We start from the raw sequence: 12486 nt of genomic DNA, 5'->3' as shown, positions 1-12486 counted from the left end.
AGCAGCTAAAAATATATGCTTGTCATTTTTATTTAAGTAAAACAATTGATTAAAAATGTTATTTTATAAAATCGCTTAAGCAGTGTAACCGGCGTAAGTGGTCGGCATGGCTCAATAGGCTATGATACCCGCGGAAATATTACTAACAACGGTGCATATAGTTTAGATTTTAATGCGGCAAACCAGCTTACTACAGCAAAAGGTAATAGCTATTTATATGATGGTCACAACCGCCGCGTAAAACAGAGCGATGGCAATGGCACCAGCTATTCAATGTACAGCCAAGGTGGTACATTACTGTACAGAGAAAAAGGCGAGACCATAACAGGCAACGGCACTAACTATATTTACTTAGGTAAAAAACTGATTGCCAAGTACGGAGACGTAACACCGCAAACAGTGAATGAAAGCCGACAGCACAGCCGCCCATTTGGTGAATCGATAGAAGCACCCAAAGATGACGTAGGGTACACAGGGCATAAATTCGACACCGACTTAGGGTTGAGTTATATGCAGGCACGATACTATGATCCAGTTATCGGGCGTTTTTATTCGAATGATCCGGTTGACTCAATGGGGCATATGGCTCGTGGGAATCCTGTACATGGGTTTAATAGATATACCTACGCAAATAATAATCCTTATACATACGTAGATCCGGATGGTGAATTTGGCATTCAAATAGCTGCAATACTAATTGGTGCTGTAATAGGTGGTGCGACAGAACTATTGACAAACGATAACGCAAGTTTTTCTTCTGTTGCTCGTGCATCGGCAGTTGGTGGTGCAGTTGGTTTGGCAAGCTCTCTAGGCGGCGTAAACAAAGATGACACCCATCCTAAAGTTTGATACTTGAATGCAAGAAGAGATAAACTTTTAGCCCAAAAGAGTAAACTTAGTAGCGCAGTTTTATTTACTCAATTAAAGTGGCTGTCTAGTTTATTCGAACCAGATAACTGTGCTGGTGGCGGTGAATACAGTGTACAGCAAGGGTTTGGCTGGACAAATGGCGTGACTTCGCGGTTTTATAGGTTAGTCTTTTTGGCTGGTTCTTAATAAACTATATTTGTAGAGTATATTATTTTGCGGTCTCAATCTAAATAGCTAGACGTCTATCCTTGTAAACACTATATATATCATAGTATTAATCAATAAATAACGGTTGAATGTTGTTATTTAATTGGGTATTGTGAATGAAATATTTCAAGGACGAAAGCAGATGATTCAACCGACTTCTGTATTTATAAAAACAGTTCAAAACGTACGCCCTCAAACACAAAGCTACTCTTACTTGATAAAAATACTAGAGGCGTTTTTTGGCAAGGTTAAAATGGAAGACTGCTTGCCGCATACGAGTGAGCGCCATGATTTTGACCTTTATTTAGTCGACAGTGCCGGCAGTAATTGGCAAGATTTAGTGCCCGCAGATTTAATTATGCTAGCAAAATTACGCCCTGTTATTGTTTTTAATGCTAATCCTGATGCAACATGTGAAAAAAACCTATTGCTTAATAATTTTAAAGGTGTGTTTTATGATCATGACGCACCAGAAAATGTATTTAAAGGATTAGTCCGCATAATTAATGATGAATTGTGGTTTAGCCGTAAGATCATTTCATCTACTTTCATTGAAATCCTCGCGATGGTCACAAATAATGAACAGTCAAATACCCTCAATATCGATAGCACACACGAGCAATTAGTTAATTTAACTAAACGTGAAAAATCAGTTATATACTTACTTGCTCAAGGTGCCAGTAATCATGATATTGCTGATCGATTAAATATCAGTGATCACACGGTGAAAACGCACCTGTATAGTGCGTTTAAAAAAACCAGCTCACGTAATCGTATTGAACTTGCTAATTGGGCACAGCGTTATATGGCGGTTAGATTGCCGTTGCATGATTAAATGCTTTTTATAGTTATTGAGTAGATAGGAAATAGCATGAATACGTGTATTTTTTGCGATATTGTCGCTGGCAAAGAACCTTGCCACAAAGTGTGGGAAGACGATGAACATTTGGCTTTTTTAACTATTTACCCAAACACGAAAGGGGCCACGGTTGTGATCCCTAAACAGCACCTTTCAAGTTATGCCTTTGCACAACCGGATCAAGTTCTTGAAAAACTTATAGTCGCAACTAAAAAAGTAGCGCTTATTTTAGACTCTGTACTCGATGGAGTAGGGCGAACAGGTATGTTTTTAGAAGGCTATGAAATTGATCATCTACATAGTAAATTATCACCTATGCATGGTACGGGAAGTGGATCTGAATTTCATCATATAGAGCCGACGTTTGGGCCTTTTATAGAAAAGTATCAAGGGTATTTATCATCTCATGACTGCGAGAGAGCGGACGATAGTGATCTTGCCGCTTTAGCTGAGGTATTAAGAGCGCACGCGTGACGTTTTAAATGATGAGATTATTTTGACCTGACTTAGGGAGCACCATGTTAGAGGCAGCAGCACTTTTATTAGTATTTTGCGGAATAGTTCACTCATACTTGGGTGAAAAGTATATTTTGATCCGCTTATTTAAACGCGACAATTTACCTAAATTACTTGGCAGTGATTGGTTTACAAAGCGTGTATTACGTTTCGCTTGGCATTTAACTACCATTGCTTGGTGGGGATTTGCGGCGATCATCTACTTTATACTGTACCCAAGTGGCAATTATAGCATTGATATTCTGCACATTATTGCTGTGGTATTTATCCTAAGTGGTATTATGTCGCTAACGTTTACCCGAGGTAAGCATTTGTCGTGGATATTCTTTTTTTGCATCGCAGGATTATGCATTGCAGTTGGTAATAACTACTAGCGAAGGCTATTTAGATACAGCCTTGGCAATAGACTTAACTATTTACTAAGGCTGTTGTTGGGGAAAGATTAACTACGCTTTGTTGCCCATATTCCTTTATCAATGCCTTTAATGACTAAATCGCTGAGGGCTTTTTCAATTGCCTGAGTGACGCAAATACTCATTGGCTCGTTATCGCTGTAGCCTGCTTCAGCTTCGGCTAAACGTTTGTAGCTGACATAACGGAAAAAGCCTGCCCGCATTTCTTGGCTAAGTACTTTTTTGCTTGTAGCAACCGAAAGTAAAACTTGTCCTGTACGTACATCTACGGCACGTAAATAAATAGAGATTGCATCTTCTCGGTATAGCTCTGATGCGCCAATGCCAAAATATTCCATGCCAAATCCACCTGTTTTTACATTGGTGTCGTAGCTAATAATACCCCCTTCTAAGATTATTTTTGCCGTCGTTAAAGGTGGGAGTTCAACAGCATTGGGTTGATCTGCTTGAGAAGCGCGAATGATTTTTCGCTCTGTTAGTATATTTTGTAAGCCTTCTCGTTCAACAGGGATAAACCAATCAGACTCATGCAGTGCTTGCATTAAAATTGAATTTGCACCTTGCGTGACGGCGGTAGAAAATGAACTCACATTCCCTTGTGGTTTATACTGACCTGTTTGATCGCGAAACGAATACACAGAAACGGCAATGCTACCTGCTGGCTTAGGGAGTTGTTGCAGTGCTGTAAAGGTATCAGTAGGTGCTAAAGTAGCGGCTAACTCTTTAGATGGTGGGATCAAGTGGCCCACATTACTACATGCTGATAAAAGAGCAGATAATGCAATGGCAAATGCTGTAATTGATAATTTTTTCATTTAGCTAAACCTCGGGACTTCAATAACTACAATGCTGCCATCAGTGGTGTTGGTAATACGTACTGTTATTGAATCAACAGTACTAGTGATCACTTGAATCTCATAATCCCCGCTTAAGAAAATAGAATCTTGATTAAAAATACTGTCATCAATATCCTCGCCAAAAGCAATATCTGTGATTTCACGTACCATACGATTTAAATACGTACGCTCTAAGGAATCTTGAAATTTTTCAGCATAACTTTGCTCTATAATCGGGGCTTTATGTTTATTTTGTGATTGCGCTTTATTGAGCAACATATTAGCGTTTAATGGGCTACCGCCAAAACTAGGGTTTATTGGGGTATAGACAAGCTCGGTTGCACACAAGGTGAAAGAAAAAACCGTTGTAATAATTGTTATTATATATTTCATAAAATTGGGAGTCATTTTACCATCCGTTTTTTGCCATATCTGGCGAAGCTTTGTGTAAATTTGAGCGTGCCATTGCATCCATAACGCCATAGAGTGCGTGCTCAACGCGATCACTAATTGGTTCAAGTCGACGTCCTAAATAGGTTACGTAAACAGTTTGATTATTCATCATAAGGGTAAGTTGAGTGCCAGCGCGAGGTAACACTGTTTCTTTTATTTCGACGTTAAAACCCGCAGTTGAAGGGAGATCGCGCCATAAGTTAGAAAATTCAAAATAAAATTGATGACCAAAGCGGCTAATACTGCGATCAAGTACCAAACCATCTATTTCTAATTCATCAGCACCATGAGAAAAAGCGCTGTAGGTCAATACACACAGCAAGCTAAATGAAGTCATAAGTGTTTTAATTAACATGGTATAACGTATAGGGGGGCGATAACCCCCCTATATCCTTACTCTTGTGTAATGGTTGCTGTGTTGAAATCACCTACTTGGGTGATGATCACAGAACTATTTGAGTTAATGATTGATCCTTCTACAAGGTTACCGTTACCTACTTGAGTAACTTCGAAATTGATATTATCGCCGCCGATAATAAATGCGCCGCTACCAATTCCAGCCACCATATTCATGTCGCCTTCTTGGGAAATATCGATTGAATGGTTATTACCTTCCATTACTAAATCAATCGCATTGAGTTCACCGTTTTGAGAAAAATCAACGCTGTTGTTATTGCTATCAATTACGCTACCAAAAGTAACAACTGCTTCATTCGCAGTGCCTAGTTGGTAAATGTTGATGTCGTTGTTATTTGATGCAATTGTAGTATCTGGGTACGAGGACTGAATTAACGCGGTATTCATATCACCCGCTTGAGCGAGGTCTACATCATTACCTTCGCCATTAAAGTTGGCAATGTGTGCGCTATTTTCATTACCAATTTGGTTACTCATGAATTCGTTATTTGAACCAATAACACCTAAATATGTTTCATTTGTAGAACCGTTTTGTACAACGGTGAGTTCGTTATTATCACCAACAACATCAGCGCCAACTTGGTTGTCATTTTGTTGTTGATTTACTGATACTTCATTATCAGTGCCTGCAAATAAATCAGAAGTAAATACGTTGTTATTACCTTCTTGATCTATTGAGAGTCTATTGTCATCGCCTTCTACATCAGCGAAAGTTGCTTTGTTAGAATCACCGGCTTGCTCTACTTCTAAGCGGTTATCATCACCACGCAGTGAAGTGATTGTAACGTCATTGAAATTACCATCTTGGTCGATTGAAAGCTCATTTTCGTTGCCAACAAGCTCGTCAATTGCAAAAGCATTAAACAGACCAATTTGATTGACTTCAACTGAGTTTTCATCACCGCTGATCAATGCAATCTTTGCTTCGTTTAATAACCCTGATTGTGATGCGCTAAGAGTATTATCGTTTCCTTGTAAGTCTAGATTATAGAACCAATGGCCACCGTCTTGTTGCGTAACTGCAACATCATTGTTATCACCTTGGATGATGTTGATAGCTTCATTATTAATGCCAAAAAAGCCACTGCCATATTGTGCGACATCAATCGTGTTGTCGTTACCTGTTACGTCTGATAATGCGCCATTGAGTTCACCGTCTTGGCTGTGGCTTAACGTATTGTTGTCACCGACAGTGTAAGTTAGTGATAGATTTTGAATTTGTTTTTGATCGACCGTAATACTGTTGTTATCGCCTAAACTTTTTACGTTAGCCTCAAGGCCATCGCCTTGTTGTGTTACGGTGGCATCATTGCCTATACCTTGTAATGATGTTTGTTCAATTGTTAGAACATTTCCTACCGCAGTACTTGAGACTTGGCTTGCTAGTACCGAAGTTGATTGATTTTTATCTTCTATATTTGCGTGTGCAACAAAGCTTGAGCTCAACGCAACTGCGATTGCACATGTTAATAAAGATTTTTTCAATGTCATGATTTTTCCTTAACTTATAATTATTAGCGCAGTGACTTGATGGGTATACCGCCAATTCCTGCATTGTGTTCGGCATGCCTTGCCGATTTAAGTTTTGTAATATCAAGAGCAAAATACTCATTCATCAAAGAGGTGAAGAGTTATGTTGATGGCGGTGCTGTATTGTGTGTTATTTAAAAGCGAGCCGAAATCAACTGACGATTTACTGTATTGTGTTATCGAAATGACTTAAATCATCTTTTTTTAGGGTTTTTATTTTCATTTAATTTCAAAGACTTAATTTTATGTTGCCAATTTGTTAAGTTTTTGTTGTTGGTAACTGGTAAAAAATGATGAGACTGGCGTAGTCGAGCAGCTATAGATTTACCAGTAAAAATGAATGGGTTTTCTTGAAGGTTATGGGTAAAACCCATGTTAAAGAATGGTTTTACAGTTGCGGTCATAATTTTTCTTGTGTGTTTTCTTTTTTGTGGTCATTTATTGATCTTGCCATGTAATATTTTTCAAAGTAGTGAAGTTAACAAAACTTAGTTGCACTTTTGCATTGAGTTAATTTTTCTAACTATGGATACAGTAAATGAAAACTAAATTATCTATTTTAAGCTTGGCTATTTTGCCATGTCTTGCAGCAGCACAAGTAACGAATATTTCTGCGCAGTCTTCTATTCAAGCGAGCCAAGACTCATTGTTAGTCATGTATAAAAAAGGTACGTCACAGGCTATTCGGTTACAAGCGCGTAGTTTGGTAAAGGCTAAAATCAGTGATTTGAATAAAGATGGAGTTGATGATAATTATTCGTCTATTTTGTCAGGGCGTTTAGCTAAGTTTGAAGTAACAGGAATGAGTACCAAAGAGGCTATCAAGTTACTACAAACGCATAGCGCGATTGAGTATGTTGAGCCCGATTACCGTGTAAGTATTGCTAATACACCCAATGATCCTGATTTTTCACAATTATGGGGCCTCCATAATGAAGGACAAACGGGTGGTACTGCTGATGCCGATATTGATGCATTAGAGGCATGGTCTATTACCACGGGTGGTAAAGATGTTGTTGTGGGTGTAATTGATACTGGTGTTGATTATAGTCACAGTGATTTAACTGCAAACATGTGGGTTAACCCAGGTGAAATTGCAGGTGATGGTATTGATAATGATAATAACGGTTATGTTGATGATATTTATGGTATTAATGCGATTACTAGTGCAGGTGATCCAATGGATGATCAAGGCCATGGTACGCACGTGTCAGGTACTATTGGTGCCACAGGTAATAACAATAACGGGGTAGTGGGTGTAAACCATGATGCTGCAATTGTTGGTTGTAAGTTTTTGGACGCACAAGGTAGTGGTTCAACTTCTAATGCAATCAAGTGTATTGATTACATGGTGGGTTTAAAAAATGACGGTGTAAATATTCGTGTGCTTAATAATAGCTGGGGCGGTGGTGGCTTTAGTCAGGCACTTGCTGATGCGATCACAGCCAGTGAACAAGCCGACATCCTTTTTGTTGCAGCAGCGGGTAATGATGCTGTTGATAACGATCAAAACCCAAGCTATCCGGCAAATTATGAGCACGAAAGTGTGTTATCCGTAGCTAGTACTGATAGCCGCGATAATATGTCTGATTTTTCACAATGGGGTGCAACGACTGTTGATTTAGGCGCGCCAGGTAGCGCCATTCTATCAACTGTCCCAGGTAATGGTTACGCAAGTTATTCAGGTACGTCAATGGCAACACCTCATGTTGCGGGTGTGGCTGCATTGGTATTATCGATCAATCCAGATCTTTCAACCAGTGAGCTCAAACAACTGTTAATGGACAGTGGTGATGACAATGCACAACTGCAAGGTAAAACCGTATCGGGTAAACGCTTAAACGCGAACCAAGCGTTAGAGCAGGCAGATCCTACGCCGAGCTTTAAATTATCAGTTACGCCAAGTTCTCAGCAAATAACCGCGGGTGATGTGGCAACCTATACATTTGAGATTGGGTCAATCGCGCAGTGGGATGGTGTTGTTAACCTTGAACTTGTGGGTGATTTAGCTGGTGCCAGTTTATCTGCTAATACTGCTATGCCAGGTGAAGCTATTACATTGTCAGTACCTACTCAAGAGTCGACGCAATGGGGGGGCTATAGCTTTACTGTGAATGCGTCTTCAGGCGAACTGGCGAAGCAAAAATCGGTAAGTTTATTAGTTGATCCAGTTGGTTTAAATGACTTTACTTACAGTAACGACACATCTATCGATATTCCTGATAGTAATGTTGATGGGATAGATTCAGTGATCACCGTTGCTGACCCATTAACGGTATTTGCAACGCAAGCGAATATTGATATTTCACACACATATATCGGTGATTTGGTTGTAACGCTTACTTCACCTGCAGGTACTGCAACAACGCTTCATAGTCAAACCGGAGGCGGAGCTGATGGCTTAGTACAAAGCTATACACTCGCTAATTTTAATGGTGAAGTAGCAACAGGTGATTGGACTCTCCATGTTGAAGATACGCTTTCAGCAGACACTGGCACATTAAACAATTGGTCTATTACTTTTAGTGCCATTGGTGAAGTGAGCCCCCAACCTCCGCAAGCAGGTTTTGAGTTTGACACACAAGGCCTGATGGTGACTTTTAACAACACGAGTACTGACAGCAATAATGATATTGTTAGTTGGGCATGGGATTTTGGTGACGGTGATACATCAACAGACAGCAGCCCTGTACATACATTTGCACAAGCTGGTAGCTATGAAGTGCAACTGACAGCCACTGACAGTGAAGGACTCACCGATACATTCACACAAACAGTGGTAGTAACTGATGTTGAAATTGAGCTGTCACTAAAACGAGCTAATAAAACACGCTTGGGTACGATGCGAGTTGATCTTAGTTGGCCAACAGTCGCTGCAGAGCAAGTGAGCATATACCGTAATGGTGAGTTACTAGACACAGTATCTGACAATGGTCGCTATCGTGATTTTGAGCGTAACGCAACATTAGATAGTTACGACTATCAAGTATGTGTTACTGAGTCAGCATGTTCGAACACAGTGACAGTTACATTTAACTAAAACTTTTGAACTGTTCAAAGCCCAGTTTCCCCGCTGGGCTTTTTTTATGGTTGGCTTTTGTCATTAGTTGCTGCTAATAGTTCAATTACATGTTGTTGGCCAAAGGTATGTGCAAATTGTTCAGCTGTTTGACCTGCGTTGTTTTGGTGTGCGTTGTCGCAATCAAGTGATACGAGTGTTTTAGCGATACTAAATTCACCTCTAAAAATTGCAGCCATAAGCGCTGTGTTACCACGGTTATCTTCTAAACAGGCATTAGCGCCTAAGTGTAAAAGCGTGTTGACCGTGTTTTTATTGCCATGATAAGTGGCAATCATCAACGCGGTGTAGCCTTTAATGTTATAGCTATTGATAGGAATACCAGCCTCTACAAATTGTTCAATTACGTCGGTATCGTTGGTACGTGCTGCGGCAAAGTAGTAAGCGAGTAAACTATCGTACTGTGCTTGTGGCGAGTTGTGGTTTTCAGCTTGCGTACTCGTTATTTGTGTATCTGTTGTATTTTGAGCATTAACGCTATTGGTAAAGCTTATTAATACAGTTGCTATAATTAATAAATTACGCATAACAGTCGCCTTTTAAAAAGAGGAGAGAGTTTACCCCCTTCCTCATAGTTGTGGTTGCTTATATAAGTGTTCGTTTAGTTGGGACTAACTTAAACAACTGGCTATTTACAAGGTAGCTGCAAGTTGTTTAACCATTTTAATATCACCGTTTACGGCTTTGGTTAAACGGGTGCCGTATTCGCTATCGGCTTTGTAAAAATGGCTGAGCATTTTGTGTTTCACATCGCTGTTTTGTACTTTGCCTAAATCACCAGCTAGGTTATTGATGAGGTTAGTACGCTCTTGCTTACTAAAGCCACGATATAACACGCCAGCTTGAGCAAAGTTCTGCTGCTTTTTGATAGCGGCTTGTTGTACATAGCCTTGAAGCTTTGTTTGGCTCCTACGAGCGGTAGGGTTTTCAGCGACGTTTTCGTGACTCGGTTGGTAGTTCACGTTGCTCGTCGTGTTACCGTAATTCATTGCGCCGTCTTGGTTGTAATTTACAACATCCACTTTTGCACGATTTATTGGCAATTGCTGGTGGTTAGCACCCAAGCGGTACATTTGTGTATCTGAGTACGAAAATACACGCCCTTGTAATAAACGGTCTTCAGATGGCTCTATACCCGGAATAATATTGGCAGGTGCCATTGCAACTTGTTCAGTAGATTGAAAAAAGTTAGTTGGCATACGGTTTAAGGTCATAGTACCGACTTTGGTTTCTTTGACATCTAACCACATTTTAGTGGCGTCTAATGGGTTGTAATTAAAGTCATCAAGTTGTGATGGATCTAATGTTTTAATGTAAAGATCCCATTTTGGAAAATTACCTTTGCCTATTTCGGTGTATAAATCACGGGTTAAATGCTGGAAATCTTGGCTTTGTACTTTTGCCACGGCTTTAGCGTCTAAATTATCAATACCTTGCTGGCTTACCCAATGAAATTTAACGTATTTTACATCGCCCGATTTATTAATCATTTTGTAAGCATGTACGCCCCAGCCATCCATTTTACGCAGGCTTGCTGGCGTACCGTAATCACTGTAAACCCAAGTTAGCATGTGTGTTGATCCCGGCTCATACGAAAAAAAATCAAAAAATCGATTTGGATCCTGAATATTATCAACAGGAGATGGCTTTAATGAATGCACCATATCTGGAAATTTAATGGCGTCTCGAATAAAGAATACTGGCAGGTTATTACCCACTAAATCCCAGTTCCCTTCATCAGTGTAAAATTTGGTAGCAAAGCCTCGTGGATCACGCAGTGTCTCAGGGCTTCCTTTAGAGTGAATAACCGATGAGAAACGTACAAATACGTCAGTTTCTTTACCCGCTTCACTGAAGGGGGCAGCAATAGTTAAATCATCTAATTCTTTACTCGCAACAAATACCCCATGCGCACCAGTACCTCGGGCATGAACTACGCGTTCAGGTATACGTTCACGAGCAAAACGTTGCAGTTTTTGAATTAACTGAACGTCTTCAAGTAATACGCTGCCGTGTTCACCGGCGGTGATAGAGTTTTGATTATCGCCAACTGGCGCACCGTTGTCTTTGGTTAATGTTGTGCTGGCACTTGTTGGAAGCGCAATGGCTAAAGCAAGTGCACTCAGTGTTAGTGCTGGTTTATTTTTAATTTTGTTTAATTGAGTATTCATAGTCGACCTCATGTATTTTTAGCGCTTGCGCCTCGCAAGCTTTTTAACTGAGCTCAGTGTATGTAATGAACGTTGTTCGGTAAAATTGATTGTTTAGATTGGTGTGATTTGTATTTTGAATGTATAACTACGAAGGTTGTGTAATTAAAAAGGCCTCATCAGGCCTTTTTAGGTAAAAACTTAGTCGATTAAAGTCTGCTTAGAGGGTAATGCAGGGAAAGCGCCTTTGATTAAACAGGCTTTCGAGCCACATTTAAGGCCAAAACTCAGCGCTTCTTTCACATAGTGACTGTGGTTTAACTTTTCAGTTAATTCAACTGCTGTATGGGCATGGTTTAAGTGATAGAGCACGCCTGCAATAAAGGCATCGCCTGCGCAAGTTGTATCAACAGGCTTAATTTGGGGGGCCGGTTGTTCGATAACGAATGTTTGATGATAGACTTTAGCTGGGTTAGCACCGTCAGTTAAAAACACTAAGGTGACGCCTTCATCTAACAGTAACTGAGTGTATTCTAATGGCGAAATAGCAGCTTGCTTTGCTAAAAACGTTAATTCCTCATAAGACAATTTAACAACATCGCAAAAACGGTAACAAGCAAACACACGATCTGCTATATCAGCAGTGTCTGACCACAAACTGTAGCGTAAATTAACATCAAAACTCACTAATATGTTATTGGTATTAGCGGCCTGTAATGCGCTCAATGTCGTCGTGTTAATGTTGCTGTGAGTCAATGTGTTAGAACAAAAATGAAATGTACTCAATGCTGACCAATTTATTTTATCAATATGTGCTTTAGTTACTAACAAGTCCGCAGTGTTATGACGATAAAAATTAAAACTACGTTCACCCACTTCGTCCAGGCTGACGATAACAAGCGCTGTTTGTGCCTTTTCGATGGTAAACAAATACTCGGTATCGACTTGATAATGATCAAGTGAGCGTCGCAATTGACGTGCAAAATGATCATCGCCCATGCCACCACAAAAATAAGCGTTACCGCCTAATTTTTGATACCCAACAGCGACATTTGCAGGTGCTCCGCCAGGGATAGGTGCGTAGGCACTATTGTCATTATCAACCGGCAGCATATCTATCAGTAGTTCGCCAAAGCTCAATAATTTTTTCATGTGT

Annotated in this window: 13 protein-coding genes and 1 pseudogene; 6 read left to right on the top strand and 8 right to left on the bottom strand. The window is 40.0% G+C overall.

What is annotated here, in order from left to right; genetic code table 11:
• The first annotated feature begins 273 nt into the window (after positions 1–273).
• From ADS77_RS22590 to ADS77_RS00195, 5 genes and pseudogenes are all read left to right on the top strand, one after another.
• A complete protein-coding gene (locus tag ADS77_RS22590; protein ID WP_054452231.1) occupies positions 274–849 on the top strand; it encodes an RHS repeat-associated core domain-containing protein in 576 nt (191 codons plus the stop codon).
• A gap of 99 nt (positions 850–948) precedes the next feature.
• A pseudogene (locus ADS77_RS22010) lies at positions 949–1056 on the top strand (trehalase family glycosidase); the annotation flags it as partial.
• Positions 1057–1219: 163 nt separating this feature from the next.
• Positions 1220–1912 (top strand): helix-turn-helix transcriptional regulator, encoded by a 693-nt coding sequence (locus tag ADS77_RS00205; protein WP_054204154.1) that lies wholly within the window; start codon positions 1220–1222, stop codon positions 1910–1912.
• Between the two features lie 36 nt (positions 1913–1948).
• Positions 1949–2410 (top strand): HIT family protein, encoded by a 462-nt coding sequence (locus tag ADS77_RS00200; RefSeq protein WP_054452226.1) that lies wholly within the window; start codon positions 1949–1951, stop codon positions 2408–2410.
• A gap of 44 nt (positions 2411–2454) precedes the next feature.
• Positions 2455–2826 carry a hypothetical protein gene (locus tag ADS77_RS00195; RefSeq protein WP_054452224.1) on the top strand — a complete coding sequence of 124 codons (372 nt, stop codon included), beginning with the start codon at positions 2455–2457 and terminating at the stop codon, positions 2824–2826.
• A gap of 68 nt (positions 2827–2894) precedes the next feature.
• On the opposite strand, the gene ADS77_RS00190 is transcribed toward ADS77_RS00195, so the two are convergent.
• The 5 genes from ADS77_RS00190 to ADS77_RS00170 all read right to left on the bottom strand — a co-directional run bounded on the left by ADS77_RS00190 (position 2895) and on the right by ADS77_RS00170 (position 6505).
• Positions 2895–3680: a CsgG/HfaB family protein gene (locus tag ADS77_RS00190; RefSeq protein WP_054204157.1), complete on the bottom strand. Its 786-nt coding sequence runs from the start codon at positions 3678–3680 to the stop codon at positions 2895–2897.
• Positions 3681–4094, bottom strand: coding sequence for a curli assembly protein CsgF (locus ADS77_RS00185; protein ID WP_054204189.1), 414 nt, complete (start codon positions 4092–4094; stop codon positions 3681–3683). It lies immediately after the preceding gene.
• Positions 4095–4110: 16 nt separating this feature from the next.
• Positions 4111–4491: a curli production assembly/transport protein CsgE gene (locus ADS77_RS00180; RefSeq protein ID WP_231658990.1), complete on the bottom strand. Its 381-nt coding sequence runs from the start codon at positions 4489–4491 to the stop codon at positions 4111–4113.
• Between the two features lie 56 nt (positions 4492–4547).
• On the bottom strand, positions 4548–6062 hold the full coding sequence (locus ADS77_RS00175; protein WP_054204159.1) for a curlin: 1515 nt from the start codon (positions 6060–6062) through the stop codon (positions 4548–4550).
• A 233-nt stretch (positions 6063–6295) separates the two neighbouring features.
• Complete coding sequence (locus ADS77_RS00170; RefSeq protein WP_054452222.1) at positions 6296–6505, bottom strand: hypothetical protein; 210 nt, start codon at positions 6503–6505, stop codon at positions 6296–6298.
• Positions 6506–6639: 134 nt separating this feature from the next.
• Here ADS77_RS00170 and ADS77_RS00165 point away from each other — a divergent pair, with 134 nt between their 5' ends.
• A complete protein-coding gene (locus tag ADS77_RS00165; RefSeq protein WP_054452220.1) occupies positions 6640–9141 on the top strand; it encodes a S8 family serine peptidase in 2502 nt (833 codons plus the stop codon).
• Positions 9142–9185: 44 nt separating this feature from the next.
• Here the strand turns inward: ADS77_RS00165 and ADS77_RS00160 are convergent, their stop codons facing one another.
• From ADS77_RS00160 to ADS77_RS00150, 3 genes are all read right to left on the bottom strand, one after another.
• Positions 9186–9707, bottom strand: a complete 522-nt coding sequence (locus tag ADS77_RS00160; protein ID WP_054452218.1) for an ankyrin repeat domain-containing protein — start codon at positions 9705–9707, stop codon at positions 9186–9188.
• A gap of 105 nt (positions 9708–9812) precedes the next feature.
• The gene (locus ADS77_RS00155) at positions 9813–11351 is read right to left on the bottom strand and encodes a catalase (protein WP_054452216.1); all 1539 of its coding nucleotides are present in this window, start codon (positions 11349–11351) and stop codon (positions 9813–9815) included.
• A gap of 180 nt (positions 11352–11531) precedes the next feature.
• Positions 11532–12482, bottom strand: coding sequence for a carbohydrate kinase family protein (locus tag ADS77_RS00150; protein ID WP_054452214.1), 951 nt, complete (start codon positions 12480–12482; stop codon positions 11532–11534).
• Between the last annotated feature and the right edge of the window lie 4 nt (positions 12483–12486).

The organism is Pseudoalteromonas porphyrae (assembly GCF_001298125.1).
Classification (GTDB): domain Bacteria; phylum Pseudomonadota; class Gammaproteobacteria; order Enterobacterales; family Alteromonadaceae; genus Pseudoalteromonas; species Pseudoalteromonas neustonica.
The sequence above is the reverse complement of the archived record's forward strand: the minus strand, read 5'-3'. Positions and strand labels throughout refer to the sequence as shown.

Excerpts from the sequence above, each read along its gene's own strand:
- ADS77_RS00195 (WP_054452224.1), top strand. The coding sequence starts at position 2,455 with ATGTTAGAGGCAGCAGCACTTTTATTAGTATTTTGCGGAATAGTTCAC.
- ADS77_RS00185 (WP_054204189.1), bottom strand. The coding sequence starts at position 4,094 with ATGAAATATATAATAACAATTATTACAACGGTTTTTTCTTTCACCTTG.
- ADS77_RS00160 (WP_054452218.1), bottom strand. The coding sequence starts at position 9,707 with ATGCGTAATTTATTAATTATAGCAACTGTATTAATAAGCTTTACCAAT.
- ADS77_RS00180 (WP_231658990.1), bottom strand. The coding sequence starts at position 4,491 with ATGACTTCATTTAGCTTGCTGTGTGTATTGACCTACAGCGCTTTTTCT.
- ADS77_RS22590 (WP_054452231.1), top strand. The coding sequence starts at position 274 with ATGTACAGCCAAGGTGGTACATTACTGTACAGAGAAAAAGGCGAGACC.
- ADS77_RS00165 (WP_054452220.1), top strand. The coding sequence starts at position 6,640 with ATGAAAACTAAATTATCTATTTTAAGCTTGGCTATTTTGCCATGTCTT.
- ADS77_RS00205 (WP_054204154.1), top strand. The coding sequence starts at position 1,220 with ATGATTCAACCGACTTCTGTATTTATAAAAACAGTTCAAAACGTACGC.
- ADS77_RS00155 (WP_054452216.1), bottom strand. The coding sequence starts at position 11,351 with ATGAATACTCAATTAAACAAAATTAAAAATAAACCAGCACTAACACTG.
- ADS77_RS00150 (WP_054452214.1), bottom strand. The coding sequence starts at position 12,482 with ATGAAAAAATTATTGAGCTTTGGCGAACTACTGATAGATATGCTGCCG.
- ADS77_RS00170 (WP_054452222.1), bottom strand. The coding sequence starts at position 6,505 with ATGACCGCAACTGTAAAACCATTCTTTAACATGGGTTTTACCCATAAC.
- ADS77_RS00190 (WP_054204157.1), bottom strand. The coding sequence starts at position 3,680 with ATGAAAAAATTATCAATTACAGCATTTGCCATTGCATTATCTGCTCTT.
- ADS77_RS00175 (WP_054204159.1), bottom strand. The coding sequence starts at position 6,062 with ATGACATTGAAAAAATCTTTATTAACATGTGCAATCGCAGTTGCGTTG.
- ADS77_RS00200 (WP_054452226.1), top strand. The coding sequence starts at position 1,949 with ATGAATACGTGTATTTTTTGCGATATTGTCGCTGGCAAAGAACCTTGC.